Raw genomic sequence first — 24,320 nt, forward strand, 5'->3', positions numbered from 1 at the left:
ATGAGCGGGTCAGCACCCACCCGAGAGGTCGCCCGGCGCGTGTTCGCGAGCGAGTTCAACGACGCCGGCTACACGTTCACCGAGTCCGACGACGAGCGCGCCCCCGTCTACGCGCTGCTCCCGACCGGCGAGTCCTCGAACCGCGTGTTCTTTGTAGGCACGCTCACGGAGAAGGAGGACGTCGGCGAGGACAGCGAGTACTGGCGCGGCCGCATCGTCGACCCGACGGGCACGTTCTTCGTGTACGCCGGCCAGTACCAGCCGGAAGCCGCTTCCAAGCTCCGGGACCTGGAGCCCCCGGCCTACGTCGCAGTCGTGGGGAAGCCCCGGACCTACGAGACCGACGACGGCACGGTCCGGGTCTCCGTCCGCCCCGAGTCGATCACCGAGGTCGACGCCGCCACCCGCGACCGCTGGGTCGCGGAGACCGCCCGCCGCACCGTCGAGCGCGTCGCCGCGTTCGACGACGAGGGTAACGAGTACGCGCGCATGGCGCGCGAGGAGTACGACCTCGACCCCGAGACGTACAAGGCCGCCGCGCTGTCGGCGTTAGAGGACCTCGACGAGAGCGGCGACGAGCTCGCCGGCGACGACGCCGCGCTCAGCGACGCCCCCGACGGGTCCGACTCGGCCGGCGCACCGGAGCCCTGAGGCGAGCGCGCCGCAGCCCTGATCCGGGGACGCCCGCCCGGCGCCCCGACGGCTCCGCTCGCCGTGCGACCGTCTGACAAACTGTTAAGTACGCAGCGAGACCTACGACCCGCTAATGGGCAACAAGAACAAGACGGTCTCATTCCGCGTCAACGAGGACGCGTTCGAGGCGCTCCGCGACATCGCCGAGGAGCGGGACATCTCGCTGTCGGCGGTCTTCCGGGACTACGTGGACATGCTCGTTGCCCACGACGGTCAGGTCCGGGTCGTCCCGGAACACGAGCTGACCGACGCGGACGGCGACGGCGAGGCCTTCCCGCCCCGGGTCGAGGTGCCGAAGAGCTTCGTCCGGGAGCACGAGCGGCTAGAGCTCGAGGCCGAACACCTCCGCGAACAGCTCGAAGAGCACAAGCGGTACATCAACCACCTCCGGGAGCAGGTCGAGGGCGACGACGAGGACGTGATCCACCTAGAGGACCTCGACGGCGAGTCGGACGAGCCGTCGTTCCGACTCGGATAGGGGCACACGTCGCCCCGGACCGCCTTCCGCTCCGACCGAGACCGTCCCCCCCGGCGCTTCTCTCGCCGCGCTCGCCCGCCGAGCCGCGGCGCCGCGCCGCCCGGGTCCCGCTCCGACCGGCGCCCCCCGGCGCGAAAACCTTCCTGTTTGTCCGTTACTGACCGCCGAACCGCACATCTTGGCGAAAATATTGCCGGATGGCCCGAAGTTTGTTCAGAAACGTCCGATTCTCTTCCAGTGCGATGGACGGTTTCTCAGTGCGAAGGCGCTATTTCTGATTATACTAAATTATTTACGAAAACGATATTACCCGGGCGGTGGACGGATCGGACATGCGAAGGTGGGTTCGACCGTGACCGTGTTCGACAGGGCGTACGACGATACGGTTCGCGTCCTCGACGAGGACGGCGAGGTCGTCGGCGACGTCCCCGACCTCGACGACGAGTCGCTCGTCGAGATGTACAGGCACATGCGGCTGGCGCGGCACTTCGACGGCCGCGCGGTGAGCCTCCAACGGCAGGGCCGGATGGGGACGTACCCCCCGCTCTCCGGCCAGGAGGGCGCCCAGATCGGTTCGGCGTACGCGCTCGCCGACGACGACTGGATGATCCCGTCGTACCGCGAACACGGCGCCGCCCTGGTCCACGGGCTCCCGCTGAAACAGACGCTGCTCTACTGGATGGGCCACGAGGACGGCAACCGCGCGCCGGACGACGTCAACGTCTTCCCGGTCGCCGTCCCCATCGCGTCGCAGGTGCCCCACGCGACGGGCGCCGCCTGGGCCTCGAAGCTCCGCGGCGAGGAGGACGCGTTCCTCTGCTACTTCGGCGACGGCGCGACGAGCGAGGGGGACTTCCACGAGGGAGTCAACTTCGCCGGCGTGTTCGACACGCCGACCGTCTTCTTCTGTAACAACAACCAGTGGGCCATCTCCGTCCCCCGCGAGCGGCAGACCAGGAGCGCGACGCTGGCGCAGAAGGCGGAGGCGTACGGCATCGACGGCGTCCAGGTCGACGGCATGGACCCGCTCGCGGTGTACAGCGTCACGGAAGCGGCCCTGGAGAAGGCGCGCGACCCCGACGCCGACCGCCCGCGGCCGACGCTCATCGAGGCGGTCCAGTACCGCTTCGGCGCGCACACGACCGCCGACGACCCGACGGTCTACCGCGACGACGACGAGGTCGAGCGCTGGAAGCGGAAGGACCCGATCGACCGACTGGAGGCGTACCTCCGGGACGAGGGAGTCCTCGACGACGAGCGCGTGGCCGAGGTCGAGTCGTCGGTCGAGACGCGGGTCGCGGACGCCATCGACGCGGCGGAGTCGATGGCGCGGCCCGACCCGCGGGAGCTGTTCGAGCACGCCTACGCGGAGCTCCCGCCCGAACTGGAGCGGCAGTACGAGGAGTTCGCCGCGCTGCGCGACGAACGCGGTGACGCGGCGTTCCTGGAGGACTGAATGACTGACACACAGAACCTCACGCTGGTACAGGCGATACGAGACGGACTACACACCGAACTGCGCGAGGACGACGACGTCGTCGTGATGGGCCAGGACGTCGGGAAGAACGGCGGCGTCTTCCGCGCCACGGAGGGGCTCTACGACGAGTTCGGCGGCGACCGGGTGATCGACACCCCGCTCGCCGAGTCGGGCATCGTCGGGACCGCGGTCGGGATGGCGGCGATGGGGATGCGCCCGGTCCCGGAGATACAGTTCTCCGGGTTCATGTACCCCGGCTTCGACCAGGTCGTCTCGCACATGGCGCGGTTCCGCACCCGCAGTCGCGGGCGGTTCACGCTCCCCATGACGCTCCGGGCGCCCTACGGCGGCGGCATCCGCGCACCGGAACACCACTCCGAGTCGAAGGAGGCGTTCTACGCCCACGAGGCGGGGCTGAAGGTGGTGATACCCTCGACGCCCTACGAGGCGAAGGGCCTGCTCGCGGCGTCGATCCGCGACCCCGACCCGGTGGTCTTCCTCGAACCGAAGCTGATCTACCGGGCGTTCCGCGAGGAGGTGCCCGAGGAGCCGTACACGGTCCCCATCGGCGAGGCGGCCACGCGCCGCGAGGGCGACGACGTGGCGGTGTTCACCTACGGCGCGATGACTCGCCCCACGCTGGAGGCCGCCGAGACGCTCGGCGAGGAGGGGATCGAGTGCGAGGTCGTCGACCTCCGGACGGTCTCCCCGCTCGACCGCAAGGCGATCGTCGAGGCGTTCGAGAAGACCGGCCGCGCGGTCGTCGTCCACGAGGCGCCCAAGACGGGCGGGCTCGCGGGCGAGGTCACGGCGATCCTCCAAGAGGAGGCGCTGCTGTACCAGGAGGCGCCGATCGGGCGCGTCACCGGGTTCGACGTGCCGTACCCGCTGTACGCGCTGGAGGACTACTACCTCCCGTCGGCGGCGCGCATCGAGGACGGCATCCTGGAGGCGGTCGAATTTTAACATGGCCGCCGGAGATACACCCATGAACGCCGAGGTGACCGACGCGTGACGGTCGAGGAGTTCAAGCTGCCCGACGTGGGCGAGGGCGTCGCGGAGGGCGAACTCGTCAGCTGGCTGGTCGCGCCCGGCGACCGCGTCGAGGAGGACCAGCCCGTCGCGGAGGTCGAGACCGACAAGGCGCTCGTCGAGGTGCCGTCGAGCTACGACGGGACCGTCGAGGAGCTGTTCGTCGACGAGGGGGACATGGTCCCGGTCGGCGACGTGATCATCTCGTTCCGGATCGACGAGGACGGAGACGGCGGGGCGACCGCCGAGGCGGAAGCCGAACCGGAGCCCGAGGCCGACGCGGGCGACGAGCCGGCGCCGGACGCGACCGCCGACGCGGACGACGGGACGACGAGCGAGCCCGACACGCCCTCGGGTCGCACCTTCGCGCCGCCGTCCGCCCGCCGGCTCGCCCGCGAGCTTGGCGTCGACGTCGGTGCGGTCGACGGGAGCGGCCCCGGCGGTCGCGTGACCGAGGCCGACGTGCGCGCCCACGCCGAGGGCGGCGGATCCGCCGACGCGGGCGGCGCGGACGACGGCCCCGAACCCCGCCCCGCGCCGACCGACACCGGCTCTACCGGCCGGAAGTCCGCGGTCAGCAAGCGCGGCGACTCTTCGGACGGGGCGTCGGCGACCGCCGCCGGCGCGCCCGAGCCCGCGGGCCGCGAGACGACGCTCGCGACGCCCGCGACCCGGAAGGTCGCGCGCGAGCGCGGCGTCGACCTCGACGACGTGCCGACCGACGAGACCCGCGACGGCGAGGCGTTCGTCACGGTCGACGCCGTGAACGCGTACGCCGACGCGCTGGAGTCGCCGTCCGAGCCGGAGCCGGCGACCGTCGACGCTGACACCGCGCCGGCGACCGTCGACGCTGACACCGCGCCGGACGCGACCGCCGCGACCGACGCCGCCGTGAGCGCCGAGGGCGACGAGACCGTCCCCTACCGCGGCGTCAGGCGCACCATCGGGAAGCAGATGGAGCGGTCCAAGTACACGGCGCCGCACGTCACCCACCACGACACCGCCGCGGTGGACGCGCTCGTCGAGGCCCGCGAGGAGCTGAAGCCGAAGGCCGAGGCCGAGGGCGTGAAGCTCACCTACATGCCGTTCGTGATGAAGGCCATCGTCGCCGGCCTGAAGGAGTACCCGTACCTCAACAGCGAGCTCCGCGAGGACGACGAGGAGATCGTGTTGAAAGGCGACTACAACCTCGGGATCGCGGTCGCGACCGACGCCGGCCTCATGGTCCCGGTCGTCGAGGACGTCGACGAGAAGGGGCTCTTCGAGCTGGCCGACGAGGTGAACGACCTCGCCGCCCGCGCCCGCGAGCGGAAGCTCAAGCCCGCGGAGATGAAGGGCGGCACCTTCTCGATCACCAACTTCGGCGCCATCGGCGGCGAGTACGCCACGCCGATCATCAACTACCCCGAGACCGCGATCCTCGGGCTCGGCGCCATCGAGGAGCGCCCCGTCGTCCGCGAGGGCGACGGCGGCGACAGCGAGGTCGTCCCGGCGCCGACGCTGCCGCTCTCCCTGTCGATCGACCACCGGGTCGTCGACGGCGCGGTCGCGGCCGAGTTCGCGAACACCGTCATGGAACACTTAGAAACCCCCCTGCTGCTACTCAACGAATAATGGTCGTCGGAGACGTCACCACGGGAACGGAGGTACTGGTCATCGGCGCGGGGCCGGGCGGCTACGTCGCCGCCATCCGCGCCGCACAGGAGGGGCTCGACACGACCTTAGTCGAGAAGGACGCCTACGGCGGCGCCTGTCTCAACCGCGGCTGTATCCCCTCGAAGGCGCTGATCACGGGGAGCGGGCTCGCCCACGAGGCCGGCAACGCGGAGTTCATGGGCGTCCACGCGGACCCCGCCGTCGACATGGGGAGGATGATCGAGTGGAAGGACGGCGTGGTCGACCGGCTCACGGGCGGCGTCGAGAAGCTCTGTAAGGCGAACGGCGTGAACCTGGTCGAGGGCGTCGCCTCGTTCGTCGGCGAGAACACCGTCCGGGTCGCGCACGGCGGCGACGGGCAGGGCTCGGAGACGCTGGAGTTCGAACACGCGGTGATCGCCACCGGGTCGCGGCCGATCCAGGTCCCCGGCTTCGACTTCGGCGAGAACCACGTCTGGAGCTCCGCCGACGCGCTCGACGCCGACACGGTTCCGGACCGCCTCGGGGTCGTCGGCGGCGGCTACATCGGCATGGAGCTGGCGACGACGTACGCCAAGCTCGGCGCCGAGGTCACGGTCGTCGAGATGCTCGACGACATCCTCGACCCCTACGAGGACGACGTGAAGCGCGTCGTCCGCAAGCGCGCCGAGGAGCTCGGCGTCGACTTCAACTTCGGCGAGGGCGCGAGCGAGTGGGCGGAGGCGCCCGACGGCGGCTACCTCCTCCGCACGGAGACGGAGGAGGGCGAGGAGTCGACGTACGGCGTCGACAAGATCCTCGTCGCGGTCGGTCGCCAGCCCGTCACCGACGGGCTCGACCTGGAGAACGCCGGGATCGAGACGGACGACCGCGGGTTCGTCGAGACGGACGACCGCACCCGCACGGCGGTCGAGCACGTCCACGCCGTCGGCGACGTGGCCGGCGACCCGATGCTCGCGCACGCGGCCTCCAACGAGGGGGTCGTCGCCGCCGAGGTGATCGCCGGCGAACCGGCCGCGCTCGACAGGCAGGCGGTCCCCGCCGCGGTGTTCACCGACCCCGAGATCGGCACGGTCGGGATGACGGAGGCGGAGGCCGCCGAGGCCGGCTTCGAGCCCGCGGTCGGCGAGATGCCGTTCAACGCTTCCGGGCGGGCGATGACGACCGGCCACACCGAGGGGTTCGTCCGGATCGTCGCCGACGAGGAGACCGGGTTCGTCCTCGGCGGACAGATCGTCGGCCCCGAGGCGTCGGAGCTGATCGCCGAGGTCGCGCTCGCGGTCGAGATGGGCGCCACCCTCGAGGACGTGGCCGCCACCGTCCACACCCATCCGACGCTCGCGGAGGCGGTGATGGAGGCCGCGGAGAACGCGCGTGGGCAAGCGATCCACACGCTGAACCGCTGACCGCGTTCGATCCCTCCCCGTCACGCGTGACCCCGGTCCCGTCCCGCGGAGGTCTCCCGACGAGGCGTACTGATGACCGCCGGACCCTCGCGTGTTACTCTCGCTCACACCCGTCGGATTACCGGAATTCTGACAGATATGCGCCGGCAGCGGGCCTCTCCGAGCGGTAAACCCCTCGGAGCGCCGCTACGGTCTCCGACGGGGAATTCGTGGATCCGCAAATAGAACTTCATTATTTCGATAGAAACCCTCCGTTATAACGATGTTTCCCTCACAGAATTAGACAATATTATCTGCGAAGAGGAGCGACCGTTTTTTGATGGCTGGTAACACCAAAGAGTGGTGGCCGGATCAGCTGGATCTGGAACTGCTCGACCAGAACGCCGCCGATATCGGTCCGTACGACGAGGAGTTCGACTACGCGGCGGCGTTCGAGGAGCTCGACCTCGACGAGGTCAAGTCCGACCTCGAAGACGTGATGACCGACTCGAAGGAGTGGTGGCCCGCCGACTACGGGCACTACGGCCCGCTGTTCATCCGGATGGCGTGGCACAGCGCCGGCACGTACCGCTCGCTCGACGGGCGCGGCGGCGCCGCCGGCGGACACCAGCGGCTCCCGCCGATCAGCAGCTGGCCGGACAACGTGAACCTCGACAAGGCCCGGCGGCTGCTGGAGCCGGTCAAGACGAAGTACGGCGAGAAGCTCTCGTGGGCCGACCTCATCGTGCTCGCCGGCAACGTCGCGCTGGAGTCGATGGGCTTCGAGACGTTCGGCTTCGCGGGCGGCCGCGCGGACGACTTCCGCGGCGACGACGCCGTCGACTGGGGCCCCGAGAGCGAGTTCGAGGCCACCTCCCCCGACCGGTTCGACGAGGACGGCGACCTCAAGGCCCCGCTCGGGAACACCGTGATGGGCCTCATCTACGTCAACCCCGAGGGGCCGAACGGCGAGCCCGACCTCGAGGGCTCGGCGAAGAACATCCGCCAGTCGTTCAGTCGGATGGCGATGAACGACAAAGAGACCGTCGCGCTCATCGCCGGCGGCCACACCTTCGGGAAGGTCCACGGCGCCGACGACGGCGACAACCTCGGTCCGGAGCCCGAGGACGCCCCCATCGACCTCCAGGGCCTCGGCTGGGACAACGAGTTCGGCGAGGGGATGGGCCCCGACACGATCACGAGCGGCATCGAGGGTCCGTGGAACGCCACTCCGACCGTCTGGGACACGAGTTACGTCGACAACCTGCTCGAGTACGAGTGGGAGCCGGAGAAGGGTCCCGGCGGCGCGTGGCAGTGGACCACGAAGAACGACGAGCTCGACGACGCCGCCCCGGGCGTCGCGGACCCCGACGACAAGGAGGACGTCATGATGCTCACGACGGACGTCGCCCTGAAACACGACGACGACTTCCGGGCCGTCCTCGAGGAGTTCCGCGACGACCCCGACGAGTTCCAGGAGACGTTCGCGAAGGCGTGGTACAAGCTCATCCACCGCGACATGGGCCCGCCGGAGCGGTTCCTCGGCCCCGAGGTCCCGGAGGAGACGATGATCTGGCAGGACCCGCTGCCGGACGCCGACTACGAACCGATCGGCGACGCGGCGGTCGGCGACCTCAAGGGCGCCCTCCTCGACTCCGGCCTCTCGACCGGCGAGCTCGTCAAGACCGCGTGGGCGGCGGCGTCCACCTACCGCGACAGCGACAAGCGGGGCGGCGCCAACGGCGCCCGCATCCGCCTCGAACCGCAGCGGAGCTGGGAGGCCAACGAGCCCGAACGGCTCGCCGACGTCCTCTCGACGCTCGAAGACGTACAGGCCGAGTTCAACGAGTCGCGCTCCGACGACGTGCGCGTCTCGCTCGCCGACCTCATCGTGCTGGGCGGGACCGCGGCCGTCGAGCAGGCCGCGGCCGACGCGGGCTACGACGTCGAGGTGCCGTTCGAGCCCGGTCGCGTCGACGCCACCGCCGAGCAGACCGACGAGGAGTCGTTCGAGGCGCTCAAGCCGAAGGCCGACGGGTTCCGCAACTACCTCGGCGACACCGACGAGGACGTCGAGGACCTCATGGTCGACAAGGCCGACCTGCTGAACCTGAGCGCCAGCGAGATGACCGTGCTGGCCGGCGGGCTGCGAACGCTCGGCGCGACCTACGGCGACCGCACGGCGTTCACCGACGAGCCCGGGACGCTGACGAACGAGTTCTTCGTGAACCTGCTCGACATGGCGTACGAGTGGGACGAGGTGACCGACGCCGAGGACGTCTACGAGGTCCGCGACCGCGACACCGGCGAGGTCGCGTGGGAGGCGACGCGCGCGGACCTCATCTTCGGCTCGAACGCGCGGCTCCGCACCATCGCCGACGTGTACGCCAGCGACGAGGAGAAGTTCGTCGAGGACTTCGTCGCGGTCTGGAGCGAGGTCATGACGCTCGACCGCTTCGACCTCGAGTAACGCCCCCGTCGCAGTCGGATTTTTTCGGTCTCGCAGCGCGGTTCCGGTAGCTCCGGCTCTTCCTCGCCGACGCGGCCCGAATCGACCCTCTCACCTGCCGAACCCTCGGCTTGTAACGGACGGCTGGCTTTCCGGCTATCGCCGTGCGCAACGAATTCTATATCGCGACATGTGATTTACTACTGCGCCGACGGCCGAATCTCCCGTTCGACCGCAGGCCCGATTTCCCGGCCCGAACCGGCGTCTCGGCGGCGATCGACCGCCTTTTTTCCCGCCGGGCCCTCGTTCGCGACATGGCCGACGAGTTCGACCCGGAGAAGTTCGAAGACAAGTACGCGAACTACTTCCAGGAGCTCCAGCGGGCGTACAAGAACGCGTTCAACCAGATGAACGACCGGCACGACTCGGAGCTGATCCACGGCATCGACCAGACCGTGCTCAACGAGTCGGAGCCGTTCTACGAGGACGGCGAGTTCCGCGTCGAACTCCCGGAGAGCCCCCGCGAGCGCATCCGCGGCGCCGTCGCGGTCGACGACGAGACGTTCGAGGAGACGCTCGACGAGTACGTCGAGCGGATCGAGTCCGAGCTGTACCGGACGCTGGGCGTCGACCGCCCGGAGTGACCAACCGTGAGGGGTCCGCGTCGCGCCCGGATCCGGCCGAACCAAAGGCATAAGCCCGCCGCCCGCCAACTCGCGGGCATGAGCACGGACACGACTGACGCGGAAAACGAGCTCCGCGAGCGGATCACGAACTTCCTGCGGCGTAACTTCCCGCAGATCCAGATGCACGGCGGGAGCGCCGCCATCGCCCACCTCGACCGCGAGAAGGGCGAGGTGACGGTCCAGCTCGGCGGCGCCTGTTCCGGCTGCGGCATCTCGCCGATGACGATCCAGGCGATCAAGTCCCGGATGGTCAAGGAGATCCCCGAGATCGAGACGGTCCACGCGGACACCGGCGCGGCGGCCGGCGCCGACGGCGACCTCGGCGGGACCAGCAGCGGCGGGATGTCTCCTTCCTTCCCCGGCGAGACGACCGACGACGACGGCGGCGACGACGAAGGCCCGCAGGCCCCGTTCTGAATCGGTTCGACCGACGGTTTCTCTCTCCCTTTCTCTCCGACTCCCGAGTCGCATCGCCGTCCACCGCCCAGTAGCCGATTTCGCACGGAAGCGGCCTCCTCGGAGCTGAATCCGTGGGATACGGTTATCGAACCGGATCCCGGAGTAAATCTTATGGCGCTATATCAAATTCGTACGCCGCCCCGATCTCAGTCCGACTGAAGCCTTTTTCTCCCCGGCAGCCGTGGGGAATCGCTATGTACCATCGCGAGGTCGAACCCACGGCGGAGTACGTCGCGCGGTTCGAGACCGGCGCCGACTGGCGCGAGGAGATAGAGGCCCTCGCCCGCGAGGAGGACGTTGAGGCCGGCTGGTTCACGGCGCTCGGCGCGGTCCAGGACGCGGACGTCTGGTTCTACGACCAGGAGGAGACCGAGTACCGGTCGGTGACGTTCGACGAGCCGCTGGAGGTGGCCGCCTGCGTGGGCAACGTCTCGCTTCTGGAGGGGGACGTGTTCGCCCACACCCACGCGGTGCTCTCGCGCCCGAGCGGGCAGGCCCTCGCGGGGCACCTCGACTCGGCGACCGTCTGGGCGGGCGAGTGCCACCTGCGCGCGTTCGCCGAGCCGCTGGAGCGCTCGCACGACGAGGCCACCGACTTGGACCTGTGGCTGTGACCCGCCGAGCGCACCGCGTCTCCCCCGCGACCGAGCCGCGATGAGACCGGACGACGAGCGCTACTTCGCGCGGATCGAGGAGCGCCTCGACGAGGCGTGGGACGTGGCCGAGACGGCCAAAGAGCAGGGCCGCGACCCGGAGCCCGAGATCGAGATCCCGGTCGCCCGCGACATGGCGGACCGCGTCGAGAACATCCTCGGGATCGACGGCGTCGCGGAGCGCGTCCGCGAGCTGGAGGGCGAGATGTCCCGCGAGGAGGCGGCGCTGGAGCTGGTCACCGACTTCGTCGACGGGAACGTCGGCGACTACGACTCCCGCGAGGGGAAGATCGAGGGCGCCGTCCGGACCGCCGTCGCGCTGCTCACCGAGGGCGTCGTCGCCGCGCCGATCGAGGGGATCGACCGCGTGGAGCTGCTGGAGAACGACGACGGCACTGAGTTCGTCAACGTCTACTACGCGGGCCCGATCCGCTCGGCGGGCGGGACCGCCCAGGCGCTGTCGGTGCTCGTCGCCGACTACGCCCGGTCGCTGCTCGACGTCGACGAGTACAAGCCCCGCGACGTTGAGGTCGAGCGCTACGCCGAGGAGATCGCCTTATACGACAAGGAGACCGGGCTCCAGTACACCCCGAAGGACAAGGAGTCGAAGTTCATCGCGAAGCACATCCCCGTCATGCTCGACGGGGAGGCGACGAGCGACGAGGAGGTCTCGGGCTTCCGCGACCTCGAACGGGTCGACACCAACTCCGCGCGCGGCGGGATGTGTCTCGTCGCCGCCGAGGGGATCGCGCTGAAGGCCCCGAAGATCCAGCGGTACACCCGGAACCTCGACGAGGTCGACTGGCCGTGGCTCCAGGACCTGATCGACGGGACGATCGGGAAGGACGGCGCGGGCGACGGCGACGCGCCGGCGTCCGAGGGCGACGCGGACGAGGACGGCGACGACGCCGACGGGGAACCCGACGAGCCGGCGGCCGACCCCGCGGCCGACGACTCGCCCGACGGCCCGCCCCGCGCCGACCCCTCCCAGAAGTTCCTCCGGGACCTGATCGCGGGCCGCCCCGTCTTCACGCACCCGAGCGAGGCGGGCGGCTTCCGCCTCCGGTACGGTCGCGCGCGCAACCACGGGTTCGCGACCGGCGGCGTCCACCCGGCGACCATGCACATCGTCGACGACTTCCTCGCGGCGGGCACGCAGATCAAGACGGAGCGGCCCGGGAAGGCCCACGGCGTCGTCCCCGTCGACTCCATCGAGGGGCCGACGGTCCGCCTGGCGAACGGCGAGGTGCGGCGGATCGACGACCCCGAGGAGGCGAAGGCGGTCAGCAACGGGGTCGAGAAGGTGCTCGACCTGGGCGAGTACCTCGTCAACTACGGGGAGTTCGTCGAGAACAACCACCCGCTCGCGCCCGCGTCGTACGCCCCCGAGTGGTGGGTCCAGGAGTTCGAGGCGGCCGGCGCCGACGTACAGGCCATGGGCGACGACCCGCACGTCGACTTAGAACACCCGGGCGTCGACCGGGCGCTCGCGTGGGCTCGCGAGTACGACTGCCCGCTCCACCCCGAGTACACCTACCTCTGGCACGACGTCTCGGTCGACGCGTTCGCGGCGCTGGCCGACGCCGTCGCCGCCGGCGAGGTCGCCGACGGCGTCCTCGCGATCGAGCGCACCGAGCCGGTCCGGGACGCCCTGGAGTCGCTGCTGGTCGAACACGCCGCGACTCCCGACGCGCTCCGGATCCCGACGTGGCGCCCGCTCGCGCGGTCGCTCGGGATCGACGACGGCCTCCGCAGGGAGTGGGACGCGGACGACCTCTCGGCGGCGGCCCGCGAGTACGCCGACGGCGAGAACGCGATTCGCGCGGTCAACGAGGTCGCCCCGTTCGAGGTCCGCGAGCGCGCGCCGACCCGGATCGGCAACCGGATGGGTCGGCCGGAGAAGTCCGAGAGCCGCGACCTCTCGCCCGCGGTCCACACGCTCTTCCCGATCAACGAGGCGGGGGGCCCGCAGCGCGACGTAGCGGAGGCCGCGGGCGTCATGGACGACACCGGCCGCCGCGGGCGGCACGAACTGGAGGTCTCCGACCGCGTCTGCCCCGACTGCGGCGAGCACACCTACGCCGCGCTCTGTCCCGACTGCGAGACGCACACCGAGCCGCACTACGAGTGTAACGACTGCGGCACCGTCTGCGAGCCGGACGAGGCCGGCCGCGTCGAGTGCCCGAACTGCGAGTGGGAGGTGACGGCCGCGAGCTATCAAGAGGTCGACGTCAACGACGCGTACCGCTCCGCGCTGGAGCGGGTCGGCGAGCGCGAGTCCGCCTTCGAGATCCTGAAGGGGGTCCAGGGGCTCACCTCGCGGAACAAGACGCCCGAGCCGATCGAGAAGGGGGTCCTCCGCGCGAAGAACGGCGTCACGTCGTTCAAGGACGGGACGGTCCGGTACGACATGACCGACCTCCCGGTCACCGCGGTCCGGCCCGAGGAGCTCGACGTCACCGCGGACCACTTCCGCGAACTCGGGTACGAGACCGACATCGACGGCGAGCCCCTCCGCCACGACGACCAGGTGGTCGAGCTCCGGGTCCAGGACATCGTCCTCTCCGACGGCGCGGCCGAGCACATGCTGAAGACCGCCGACTTCGTCGACGACCTGCTCGAACAGTTCTACGGGCTCGACCGCTTCTACGAGGTCAACGAGCGCGACGACCTCGTCGGCGAGCTCGTCTTCGGGATGGCGCCCCACACGAGCGCGGCAACTGTCGGTAGAGTGGTAGGATTCACATCGGCCGCGGTGGGATACGCTCATCCGTACTTCCACGCCGCCAAGCGGCGGAACTGCTTCCACCCGGAGACGAAACTCTGGTACGAGGACGAGACCGGTCAGCTACGATACGACGAAATCGAAGCGTTCGTCGAGAGGTACCTCGATCGGTCTGAGGTCGAGTTCGACGACTTCGGAACGGCCGTCGGCGAACTGGAACATGTCGACGGCGACCTGCGCGTTCCGTCGCTGACCGCGGACGGAGATCGCGTCTCTCGTCCGGTAGAGGCGGTCAGCAAGCACGACGCACCGGACCACCTCGTCCGAGTCCGGACCGAATCCGGCAGATCGATAACCGTCACTCCTGACCACGGTGTCCACGTGTACGACGGCGAACGGGACGCAGTCGCCGGCAAGGAAGCGCGGGAAATCGACGCGGACGACAGACTCGTAATTCCCGATTCGGTCGGGGTCGACGACGTCGACCGCGACTCACGCCGGTTCGATTTGCTCGCCGAATTTATTCGGTCCGACGCGGTTCCGACCGACCGTCTCATGATCAAAGGGCTGGACAAGGACCGCCTGTACGAGCTCTTCGAGGACGCGTTCGCCGACGACTGGGAGGGGGGATTCTACCCGCTCCAGAGCATGACGGAGGTCTTCGGGACGAACAAGAAGACGCTGAGTAACTACCTGTACAGAGAGAGCTTCCCCGTGTCGTATCTCCTGCGGTGCTTCTCCTCGCTCGACGAGATGCTCGCCTTCGTTCCGGACGACGTCTCGCTCGGAATGAAACGCGATCGCACGGAGATCGATCGGTTCGTCGATCTCAACGAGCGCGTCGCGACGCTGCTCGGGTACTACGCGGCGGAGGGGTTCGCCCGCGAGCAGGAGACGCCGAAGGGGACGATCCACCAGACAACGATCTGCGGGACGGAAACGGAAGCGAGGGAGTTCTTCCTCGACGTTCTGCGGGAGGAGTTCGGGGTCGACCCGTACGAAGAGAACCACGCGAAAGTGACCGTCTCCGGTCGCCTGTTGCGTGCGTTCTTCGACTCGGTGCTCGACTCCGGCGTGTACGCACACACGAAGCGCGTCCCCGATCAAATATTCGACGTATCCGACGAGATCATCGGTGCGTATCTGAGCGGATACTTCAGCGGCGACGGCAGCGTCGACGACGGATCGCTCCGAATCACGGCAACGACGGTCAGCGAAGAGCTTCGCGAAGACTTGCTCGGCCTTCTGCGGCGGCTCGAAGTCCACGCGAGCGTCGACCGACCCGAGCGGGTTCAGCTCCGTGATAAGTTCCCCGAATTCTACGACGACAGCGACACGCGGATGACCGCACAGACGTACGTCCTCAGTGTCTCGTCACACGACGCCGTTCGATTCTCCGAAATCGCCGGATTCCACCTCTCCCGGAAGCAGGACCGATTGACTGAGAACGTCTCGTCCGTCGAACCGTACGCGCGAAAAGCGTCTGACGGCGGGTCCGGCGAGTATCTCGTCGAAGACGTCGCTGAGGTCGAGGCTGTCGAGAGCGACGTCGACCACGTGTACTGTCTCACCGTTGAGGACACGCATTCACTCGTCGCGAACGATCTGTCGGTCGATCAGTGCGATGGAGACGAGGATTGCGTAATGCTGCTCATGGACGGTTTACTTAATTTTTCCAAAACTTTCTTACCAGACCAACGCGGCGGGCGGATGGATGCACCCTTAGTGATGTCTTCGCGAATCGACCCCTCGGAGATCGACGACGAGGCGCACAACGTCGACATCGTGCGGGAGTACCCGCTGGAGCTGTACGAGGCGTCGCGCGAGCTGGCCGACCCGGAGGCGGTCGAGGAGCTGATCCGGATCGGCGAGGACACGCTCGGGACCGACGACGAGTACCACGGGTTCGACCACACCCACGACACGACGGACATCGCGATGGGCCCGGACCTCTCGGCGTACAAGACGCTCGGCGACATGATGGAGAAGATGGACGCGCAGCTGGAGCTGGCTCGGAAGCTCCGCGCGGTCGACGAGACCGACGTGGCCGAGCGCGTCATCGAGTACCACTTCCTGCCGGACATCATCGGCAACCTCCGCGCGTTCTCGCGGCAGGAGACGCGCTGTCTCGACTGCGGCGAGAAGTACCGCCGAATGCCGCTGACCGGGGACTGCCGCGAGTGCGGCGGCCGGGTGAACCTCACGGTCCACGAGGGGTCGGTGAGCAAGTACGTCGACACCGCCATCGAGGTGGCCGAGCGGTTCGACTGCCGGCCCTACACGAAACAGCGGCTGAAGGTGTTAGAGGGGTCGCTGGAGTCGATATTCGAGGACGACACGAACAAGCAGTCCGGGATCGCGGACTTCATGTGACGACCCCGCCGTCGCGTCCTGTTCCGCGACGACGGGGTCGACCTCCCCGGGCGGGGAGGAAACGGCGAGCGTGGTTGGGTATACCGACAGCGTGTTGCGAGCGACTTCCAGCCCGTGCCTCTCGTCGGCCGGCCGGAAGCCGATCGCGCGTTATGTCTCCACGCTATTGAATCTGTGGCACGCGGTGGCAGGACCGTGCGGACCGAGCGGTCAGTCGTCGTCGCGCGCCTCCTCGACGACCCGCGTGAACTCGCGGGCGGTCTCGGTGATGGTCTCGTAGTCGCCGCGCTCGGCGGCCTCGTAGTCGACGAGCGCGCCGCCCGCGCCGACCGCGAACGCGCCCGCGTCGATGTACTCCGCCGCGTTGTCGGGGCTCACGCCGCCGGTCGGCATCATCGGGATCTGGCCGAGCGGTCCCTTCATCGCGCCGAGGTGGTCCGGGCCGACGGTCTTCGCCGGGAACACCTTCACGAAGTCCGCGCCGGCCTCGTAGCCCCGGACCGCCTCGGTCGGGGTCATCACGCCCGGCGCGGTGACGGCGCCGTAGCGGTTGCACGTCTCGATGACGTCCTCGTGGAGGCTGGGCGAGACGACGAACTCGGCGCCCGCCATCAGCGTGGCCCGCGCGGTCTCGCTGTCGAGGACCGTCCCCGTGCCGACGACGACCTCGTCGTCGAAGGAGCCGGCGACCTCGCCGATGAGGTCGGCGACGTCCGGCGTGTCGGCGGTGATCTCGACGGCGGTGACCCCGCCCTCGCGCAGCGCCTCGGCGATCTCGATGAGCTGGTCGGCGGGCACGCCGCGCAGCACCGCGACGACGCCGCTGTCGACGAGCCGTGAGAGCGTCTCGCTCATACTCTCCGTTTCCCGAGTCGGTACTTAAAACCGCGCCGATGCCCGCGGGCGCTGCCGCCGACGCGGGCGACCCGTCCGGTCGCGACGGGGCGTCGCTCCGCGGCCCCTCCGTGACACCGGTCGACACGAAATCGGCAGCGATCGGGGGTACTCGGCCGCGAAACGGCCGCGACGAAACACTACCCTTTTGACCCTGCTTTCGGTAACAGTCGGTATAATGGGCCGACGCAAGAAGATCGTTCAGGAATGTGAGCGGCTGATGGACAACCCGGAGCACATCCGGAACATCGCCATCGCCGCCCACGTCGACCACGGGAAGACGACGCTCTCCGACAACCTGCTGGCGGGCGCCGGCATGATCTCCCAGGACACCGCGGGCGAGCAGCTCGCGATGGACACGAAGGAGGACGAGCAGGAGCGCGGCATCACCATCGACGCGGCGAACGTCTCGATGACCCACGAGTACGAGGACACCAACCACCTCATCAACCTCATCGACACCCCGGGCCACGTCGACTTCGGGGGCGACGTCACCCGCGCGATGCGCGCGGTCGACGGCGCCTTAGTGGTCGTCGACGCCGTCGAGGGCGCGATGCCCCAGACGGAGACGGTGCTCCGGCAGGCGCTCCGCGAGGGCGTGAAGCCGACGCTGTTCATCAACAAGGTCGACCGCCTCATCTCCGAGCTCCAGGAGGGGCCCCAGGAGATGCAGGAACGGCTGATGTCCGTCATCGCCGACGTCAACGAGCTCATCCGCGGGATGGCCGAGAACATGGACGACATCCCCGACGACTGGACCGTCTCCGTCGAGGACGGCACGGTCGGATTCGGCTCCGCGCTGTACAAGTGGGGCGTCTCGATGCCCTCGATGCAGCGGACCGGCATGGACTTCGGCGACATCATGGAGCTGGAACGGAACGACAAGCGGCAGGAGCTCCACGAGCGCACGCCGCTGTCGGACGTCGTGCTCGACATGGTCTGCGAGCACTTCCCGAACCCGGTCGACGCCCAGCCCCGCCGCGTCCCGCGCATCTGGCGCGGCGATCCCGACACCGACCTCGCCGAGGGCATGCAGCTCGTCGACGAGGACGGCGAGGTCGTCTTCATGGTCACCGACATCTCGATGGACCCGCACGCCGGCGAGATCGCGACCGGCCGCGTCTTCTCCGGCACGCTTGAGAAGGGCCAGGAGCTGTACGTCTCCGGTACTGCGGGCAAGAACCGCATCCAAAGCGTCGGCCTCTTCATGGGGTCGGAGCGGGAGGAAGTGGATCGCGTCCCCGCCGGGAACATCGCGTCGGTCACCGGCCTGCGCGACGCCATCGCCGGCTCGACGGTCTCCTCGGTCGAGATGACGCCGTTCGAGTCGATCGAGCACATCTCCGAGCCGGTCATCACGAAGTCCGTCGAGGCGCAGAACATGGACGACCTGCCGAAGCTCATCGAGACGCTCCAGCAGGTCGCCAAGGAGGACCCGACGATCCAGATCGAGATCAACGAGGACACGGGCGAGCACCTCATCAGCGGGCAGGGCGAGCTCCACCTCGAAGTGATCACCCAGCGGATCCAGGACAACCAAGGCATCCCGGTCATCACCGGCGAACCGATCGTCGTGTTCCGCGAGCAGCCCCAGGAGGAGTCCCGCGAGGTCGAGGGGCAGTCGCCGAACCGCCACAACAAGTTCTACATCACCGTCGAGCCGCTCGAGCAGGACATCGTCGACGCGATCCAGCTCGGCGAGGTCTCGATGGACATGCCCGAACTGGAGCGCCGCGAGGCGCTGCAGGAGGCCGGCATGGACAAGGACACCTCGCAGAACGTCGAGGACATCCACCGGACCAACATCCTCATCGACGACACGAAGGGGATTCAGCACCTCAACGAGACGATGGAGCTCGTCCTCGAGGGGCTTCAAGAGGCGCTCGACGACGGGCCGCTCGCGGCCGAGCCGGTCCAGGGGTCGCTGTTCCGGCTCCACGACGCGAAGCTCCACGAGGACACCATCCACCGCGGTCCGGCGCAGGTCATCCCGGCGGTCCGCGACGCGGTCCACCGCGCGCTGATCGACGGCGAGGTCCGCCTGCTGGAGCCGATCCAGGACGTCCGGATCGACGTGCCCTCGGAGCACATGGGCGCGGCGTCCGGCGAGATCCAGGGCCGCCGCGGCCGCGTCGACGACATGTACCAGGAGGGCGACCTCATGGTCGTCGAGGGCATCGCGCCCGTCGAGGAGATGATCGGGTTCTCCTCCGACATCCGCTCGGCCACCGAGGGCCGCGCCTCGTGGAACACCGAGAACGCGGGCTTCCGCGTGCTCGTCGACAACCTCCAGCGCGAGAAGATCATGGAGATCCGCGAGCGCAAGGGGATGAAGCTGGAGCTGCCGCAGTCGATCGACTACTTCTGAGTCGACGACGCGGTCCGCGGTAGTCGGGTTTCTATTCTCCTTTCCGCGCTCGATTCCCCCAGCGGCGCGACCGTCAGCCGCGGATCCGCCCGACGGCCGACACCCCGCCGCCGAGGGCGAGCAACAGCCCGAGCGCGGCCGCGAACAGCGGCGCGTTCGACGTCTGCGCTTTCAGGAACGCCCCGTCCGGATCGGCCGGGTCGACGTAGGCGGTGGTCGACTCGTTGACGGCGTACGCCGCGACGACCTCGCGGGCCGCCGACTCGGTGTCGTAGTTCGACGTGATCGCCGAGGGGTAGACGTTGGTGCTCGCGTACTCGGTCCCCTCGTACTCGTAGGTGAACCGGACGGTCGGTCGGTAGTCGGCGCCCGGACTGCTCCCGGTCGAGGTCGACTCGACGCCGACGTCGGTGATCGCGGCGTCGACCGCGACGGCGTCGTCGACCGCGTCGGACTGCTGCGTGTAGTCGTACGCGCCGTAGCCGGTGACCGCGAGCCCGACCGCCAACAGGAGCAGCGCGCCCTTCAGCGTCTTCGGGCCGTCGATGGACAGGCCGTCGCTCATACGGGGCGCACACCTCGGTTCGGGGAGCGGTGGATCGGGAAGTGGTGGGTCGGCGCGGCGGACCGCGTTACGACGCTCGGCGGACTGCGTGGAGGGTGTCGCACGCGGAGTCGTCGAGCCCCGTCGGTCAAATATGTGGGGGCTCCCCGAACCGTGCGGTACGTTGGCACCCGCTGCGGCGAGGCAACGCCTGCCATCGCCGAAGGCTTATACCCGATCGTCCGACTCCGTTCGGGTATGCAGACGGGTACGACTCCACCCTGGCGCACCGCGACGGAGCCACCGAGCGACTGCTCCGGCCCCGGGACAGGAGCGTGCCCGCGACCGCGCGGTCCGGACCGGCGCGCCGCCGCGCCGGGGGTGGCGCCGTGAGCGACCGTCGCGACGGGACGCCGGCGGCCGCGCTCGACGCGGAGGACGCGACCGACGCCGCGGAGAGCGCGGACCCGGCCTCTCCGGACGGCGGCCACGCGGCCGCGGCCCCCTCGACGCACACGGTGCGGCTGGAGCTGGTCGACGAGCCCGGCCAGCTGCTCGCCGCGCTCCACCCGATCGCGGACAACGGCGGGAACCTCCTGTCGATCTACCACGAGCGCGGGAACAAGACGCCCCGCGGGCGGATCCCGGTCGAGGTCGACTTCGAGGCGACCCCCGAGCGGTTCCAGGAGATCGTCGACGCGCTCCGCAGCGAGGGCGTGAACGTGATGCAGGCGGGCACGGAGCGCTACGCCGAGGAGGTGACGCTGCTCCTGTTCGGCCACCTCATCGACACCGACCTCTCCGACACCCTCTCGCGGATCGAGGCCTGCGAGTCGGCGTCGGTCGCCGACGTGTCGCTCGCGGCCCCGCAGGGCACCGAGGAGGTGTCGAGCGCGCGGCTCCGGCTCGAGGCGCGCGCCGGCGAGACGGACGCGGCGCTCGCGGCGGTCCGCGAGCTGGCGGCGGAGAAGGACTTCCGCGTCGTCGAGCCGCTCACGGGGGTGGACGCGTGAGGCTCGCCGTCATCGGCGCGGGCGCGGTCGGGCGCTCCGTCGTCGACCTGGCCGGCGAACACGGCCACGAGGTCGTCGCGCTCGCGGACTCCTCGACGGCGGTCGTCGCGGACGGGACGGGCGCCGGGAGCCGGACCGCCGGCGTCGACCCCGACGCGGTCGTCGCGCGGAAGGCGGAGCGGGGGATCGTCGGCGACGCGGACCCCGAGGACGCCCTCGAGGCGGACTACGACGTGCTCGTCGAGGCGACGCCGACGACGCTCGGCGACGCGGAGCCCGGCTTCTCGCACGTGACTCGCGCGCTGGAGCGCGACCGCCACGCGGTCCTCGCGAACAAGGGCCCGGTCGCGGAGCGGTTCGGCGACCTCCGGGCGGCCGTCGACGACAGCGACGGCGAGATCCGGTTCGAGGCGACGGTCGGCGGCGCGATCCCAGCGGTCTCGACCGTCGAGGACATCGAGCCGGGCCACGTCACCGCGGTCCGGGGCGTGCTCAACGGCACGGCGAACTTCATCCTGACGCGGATGGCCGCCGAGGGGCTCGACTACGACCACGTGCTCGCGGAGGCGCAGGACCTCGGCGTCGCCGAGGCCGACCCCTCCTTCGACGTAGACGGCACCGACGCGGCGCTGAAGTGCGTCATCCTCGCGAACGTGCTGTCCTTCGGCGCGGCCGACGACCCGGCCGACGCCCGGGAGTTCACGCTCGACGACGCGGACGTGTCAGGGATCCGCGACGTGCCCGGCTCCGCGCTCCGGCTCGCGGCCGAGGACGGGCGGACGGTGCGGCTGATCGGCGAGGCGACCGGCGAGACGGTCCGCGTCGCGCCACGGCTCGTCCCCGAGAACGGGACGCTCGCGGTCTCCGGCACCCAGAACATCGTCCAGATCGAGACCTCCCACGCCGGCCGGCTCAACATCTCCGGCCGCGGCGCGGGCGGCCCCGAGACCGCGAGCGCCGTCCTCGGCGACGTCGGCCGGTTGGAGTAGGCCGCTCCGGTCACCGGTCCCGTCGCCACGGGCCGGGGCGTGTGCCGATCTGTCGTGCCCCGCGTTGTCGAGAATCGACAGACGGCGTCGCGATGCTCTGTGGGCCGTATCGAAACCGTTTTAGTGGAATCTACCGAAACTTACTCACAGAGCGCCTTAGCGCGTGATTACCCCATGAGTGACAAACCGCACCAGAACCTGGCCATCATCGGCCACGTCGACCACGGCAAGAGTACGCTCGTGGGTCGCCTCCTCTTCGAGACGGGGAGCGTCCCCGAGCACGTAATCGAGCAGCACCGCGAGGAAGCCGAAGAGAAGGGCAAGGGCGGCTTCGAGTTCGCCTACGTGATGGACAACCTCGCCGAGGAGCGCGAGCGCGGCGTCACGATCGACATCGCCCACCAGGAGTTCGACACCGACGAGTACTACTTCACCATCGTCGACTGTCCGGGCCACCGTGACTTCGTGAAGAACATGATCACGGGCGCCTCGCAGGCCGACAACGCGGTGCTCGTCGTCGCGGCCGACGACGGCGTCGCCCCCCAGACCCGCGAGCACGTGTTCCTGGCCCGCACGCTCGGGATCAACGAGCTCATCATCGGCGTCAACAAGATGGACCTGGTCGACTACCAGGAGTCCTCCTACAAGGAGGTCATCGGCGAGGTCGAGGACCTGCTCAACCAGGTCCGCTTCGCGACCGACGACACCACGTTCGTGCCGATCTCGGCGTTCGAGGGCGACAACGTCGCCGAGGCGTCCGAGAACACGCCGTGGTACGACGGCCCTACCCTGCTGGAGTCGCTCAACGACCTGCCGGAGGCCGAGCCGCCGACGGACGCGCCGCTCCGCCTGCCGATCCAGGACGTCTACACCATCTCCGGCATCGGGACCGTCCCCGTGGGACGCGTCGAGACCGGGATCCTCAACACCGGCGACAACGTCTCGTTCCAGCCGTCCGACGTGGGCGGCGAGGTGAAGACGGTCGAGATGCACCACGAAGAGGTGCCCAAGGCCGAGCCCGGTGACAACGTCGGGTTCAACGTCCGCGGCATCGGCAAGGACGACATCCGCCGCGGCGACGTCTGTGGCCCGGCCGACGACCCGCCGAGCGTCGCCGAGACGTTCCAGGCCCAGGTCGTCGTCATGCAGCACCCGTCGGTCATCACGGCCGGCTACACCCCGGTCTTCCACGCTCACACGGCGCAGGTCGCCTGTACGATCGAGTCGATCGACCAGAAGATCGACCCGTCGTCCGGCGAGGTCGCCGAGGAGAACCCGGACTTCATCAAGTCCGGCGACGCGGCGGTCGTCACCGTGCGCCCCCAGAAGCCGCTCAGCATCGAGCCGTCCGGCGAGATTCCGGAGCTCGGCAGCTTCGCCATCCGCGACATGGGTCAGACCATCGCGGCCGGCAAGGTGCTGGAAGTCAACGAGCGATAATCGATGCAGCAGGCACGCGTCCGCCTCGCCGGCACGAGCCCCGAGGACCTCGACGACATCTGCGACGACGTCCGCGAGATCGCGGACTCGACGGGGGTCGCCCTGTCGGGCCCGATCCCGCTGCCGACGAAGACGCTCGAGATCCCGTCGCGCAAGTCCCCGGACGGTGAGGGGACGGCGACGTGGGAGCACTGGGAGATGCGCGTCCACAAGCGTCTGATCGACATCGACGCCGACGAACGCGCGCTCCGCCAGCTCATGCGCGTCCAAGTGCCGAACGACGTCAGCATCGAGATCGTTCTCGAAGACTGAGCGCTAGGGCGTTTCTCTTTCACCCCCTCCGTTTTTCACCCCGCCCAGCGACGGCGCCGTCCCTCGGCTTCGACCGCGGCGGTACCGCGTCACCGTCTCGGTCACCGCGCGTCGAGCAGGCCGACGCGACCGGCCGCGAGCCCGCAGAACGCCCCGGTGGCGTGCGCGACGAGCGCGACGCCCGGCGCGGCGGTCGTCGCCGTGAGCACGACGGCGACGAGCCCGAACAGGAGGAACTGCGCCCGCGGGGAGAGCCGCAGGCGGTCGAACAGCGTCGCGCTCACGACGTTGCCGGCGAGCAGGTAGCCGCCGAGCGCGAACACCGCGCCGCTGATCCCCAGCACGGCGGACGGCGGGCCGAGCAGTCCCCCGAGCGTCACCTGCGCGGCGCCCGCGAGCGCGCCCGTGGCGATCACGAACGCGTGGAAGCGCGGACGGGTCGTCCGGCGCTCGACGAGCGGGCCGACGAGCAGCAGCGCGACGGCGTTCGCGACGAGGTGACCGACGGAGCGGTGCGCGTACACGCTCGTGACGAGAGTCCACGGGGCGACGGAGAGCGGGGTCGACAGCGCGAGGAGTCCGAAGAGACCGACGAGGCTCAGGAGGGCCTGCGCGGCGCCGACGAGGAGGGTGATTCCGAGCGTTTCGAGTGTGGCGCGCATCTGGCGACGGTTGGGACCGCGCGGTGAAAAGGGTGGGTGAGCCGACCGTCGCG

19 protein-coding genes are annotated in these 24,320 nt (G+C 69.4%); 16 read left to right on the top strand and 3 right to left on the bottom strand.

The annotated features are described in order from the left end of the window. The 11 genes from EXE48_RS03140 (at position 1) to polC (ending at position 16,045) form a co-directional block, all read left to right on the top strand. The gene (locus EXE48_RS03140) at positions 1–651 is read left to right on the top strand and encodes an RPA family protein (RefSeq protein WP_137705133.1); all 651 of its coding nucleotides are present in this window, start codon (positions 1–3) and stop codon (positions 649–651) included. Between the two features lie 115 nt (positions 652–766). Beyond that, a complete protein-coding gene (locus tag EXE48_RS03145; protein ID WP_053770142.1) occupies positions 767–1,171 on the top strand; it encodes a DUF8146 domain-containing protein in 405 nt (134 codons plus the stop codon). A 352-nt stretch (positions 1,172–1,523) separates the two neighbouring features. Further along, positions 1,524–2,627, top strand: a complete 1,104-nt coding sequence (gene pdhA, locus EXE48_RS03150) for a pyruvate dehydrogenase (acetyl-transferring) E1 component subunit alpha (RefSeq protein ID WP_137705159.1) — start codon at positions 1,524–1,526, stop codon at positions 2,625–2,627. Continuing rightward, positions 2,628–3,614: an alpha-ketoacid dehydrogenase subunit beta gene (locus EXE48_RS03155; protein WP_137705134.1), complete on the top strand. Its 987-nt coding sequence runs from the start codon at positions 2,628–2,630 to the stop codon at positions 3,612–3,614. Between the two features lie 45 nt (positions 3,615–3,659). Continuing rightward, positions 3,660–5,294, top strand: coding sequence for a dihydrolipoamide acetyltransferase family protein (locus EXE48_RS03160; RefSeq protein WP_053770140.1), 1,635 nt, complete (start codon positions 3,660–3,662; stop codon positions 5,292–5,294). Beyond that, positions 5,294–6,721, top strand: a complete 1,428-nt coding sequence (gene lpdA, locus EXE48_RS03165; RefSeq protein WP_137705135.1) for a dihydrolipoyl dehydrogenase — start codon at positions 5,294–5,296, stop codon at positions 6,719–6,721. Before EXE48_RS03160 ends, lpdA begins: the two co-directional genes overlap by 1 nt. Positions 6,722–7,040: 319 nt before the next feature. Beyond that, positions 7,041–9,170, top strand: a complete 2,130-nt coding sequence (gene katG / locus EXE48_RS03170) for a catalase/peroxidase HPI (protein WP_137705136.1) — start codon at positions 7,041–7,043, stop codon at positions 9,168–9,170. 293 nt (positions 9,171–9,463) lie between these two features. After that, positions 9,464–9,793 (top strand): DUF5783 family protein, encoded by a 330-nt coding sequence (locus tag EXE48_RS03175; RefSeq protein ID WP_137705137.1) that lies wholly within the window; start codon positions 9,464–9,466, stop codon positions 9,791–9,793. Between the two features lie 78 nt (positions 9,794–9,871). Next, positions 9,872–10,252, top strand: coding sequence for a NifU family protein (locus tag EXE48_RS03180; protein WP_053770136.1), 381 nt, complete (start codon positions 9,872–9,874; stop codon positions 10,250–10,252). 236 nt (positions 10,253–10,488) lie between these two features. Further along, positions 10,489–10,908 carry a PPC domain-containing DNA-binding protein gene (locus EXE48_RS03185; RefSeq protein WP_053770135.1) on the top strand — a complete coding sequence of 140 codons (420 nt, stop codon included), beginning with the start codon at positions 10,489–10,491 and terminating at the stop codon, positions 10,906–10,908. Positions 10,909–10,948: 40 nt separating this feature from the next. Further along, positions 10,949–16,045 carry a DNA polymerase II large subunit gene (polC, locus tag EXE48_RS03190; RefSeq protein ID WP_053770134.1) on the top strand — a complete coding sequence of 1,699 codons (5,097 nt, stop codon included), beginning with the start codon at positions 10,949–10,951 and terminating at the stop codon, positions 16,043–16,045. A gap of 210 nt (positions 16,046–16,255) precedes the next feature. Here polC and EXE48_RS03195 read toward each other — a convergent pair whose 3' ends face one another. Then, positions 16,256–16,900: a bifunctional 4-hydroxy-2-oxoglutarate aldolase/2-dehydro-3-deoxy-phosphogluconate aldolase gene (locus EXE48_RS03195; RefSeq protein WP_053770133.1), complete on the bottom strand. Its 645-nt coding sequence runs from the start codon at positions 16,898–16,900 to the stop codon at positions 16,256–16,258. A 217-nt stretch (positions 16,901–17,117) separates the two neighbouring features. On the opposite strand from EXE48_RS03195, the gene EXE48_RS03200 reads away from it, so the two are divergent. Then, on the top strand, positions 17,118–19,307 hold the full coding sequence (locus EXE48_RS03200; protein ID WP_053770132.1) for an elongation factor EF-2: 2,190 nt from the start codon (positions 17,118–17,120) through the stop codon (positions 19,305–19,307). A gap of 73 nt (positions 19,308–19,380) precedes the next feature. Here the strand turns inward: EXE48_RS03200 and EXE48_RS03205 are convergent, their stop codons facing one another. Continuing rightward, positions 19,381–19,872 (bottom strand): DUF3592 domain-containing protein, encoded by a 492-nt coding sequence (locus EXE48_RS03205; RefSeq protein WP_053770131.1) that lies wholly within the window; start codon positions 19,870–19,872, stop codon positions 19,381–19,383. Positions 19,873–20,240: 368 nt separating this feature from the next. Between EXE48_RS03205 and EXE48_RS03210 the strand changes: the two genes are divergently transcribed. From EXE48_RS03210 to rpsJ, 4 genes are all read left to right on the top strand, one after another. Next, complete coding sequence (locus EXE48_RS03210; RefSeq protein ID WP_053770964.1) at positions 20,241–20,864, top strand: amino acid-binding protein; 624 nt, start codon at positions 20,241–20,243, stop codon at positions 20,862–20,864. Continuing rightward, a complete protein-coding gene (locus tag EXE48_RS03215; protein WP_053770130.1) occupies positions 20,861–21,853 on the top strand; it encodes a homoserine dehydrogenase in 993 nt (330 codons plus the stop codon). The genes EXE48_RS03210 and EXE48_RS03215 overlap by 4 nt, the downstream gene beginning before the upstream one ends. A gap of 174 nt (positions 21,854–22,027) precedes the next feature. Next, a complete protein-coding gene (gene tuf / locus EXE48_RS03220) occupies positions 22,028–23,293 on the top strand; it encodes a translation elongation factor EF-1 subunit alpha (protein WP_053770129.1) in 1,266 nt (421 codons plus the stop codon). Positions 23,294–23,296: 3 nt separating this feature from the next. Next, positions 23,297–23,605, top strand: a complete 309-nt coding sequence (rpsJ, locus tag EXE48_RS03225) for a 30S ribosomal protein S10 (protein ID WP_004048854.1) — start codon at positions 23,297–23,299, stop codon at positions 23,603–23,605. 101 nt (positions 23,606–23,706) lie between these two features. Here rpsJ and EXE48_RS03230 read toward each other — a convergent pair whose 3' ends face one another. Next, positions 23,707–24,267 (bottom strand): rhomboid family intramembrane serine protease, encoded by a 561-nt coding sequence (locus EXE48_RS03230; protein WP_053770128.1) that lies wholly within the window; start codon positions 24,265–24,267, stop codon positions 23,707–23,709. Positions 24,268–24,320: the final 53 nt, after the last annotated feature.

The organism is Halorubrum sp. ASP1 (assembly GCF_005435135.1).
Classification (GTDB): domain Archaea; phylum Halobacteriota; class Halobacteria; order Halobacteriales; family Haloferacaceae; genus Halorubrum; species Halorubrum tropicale.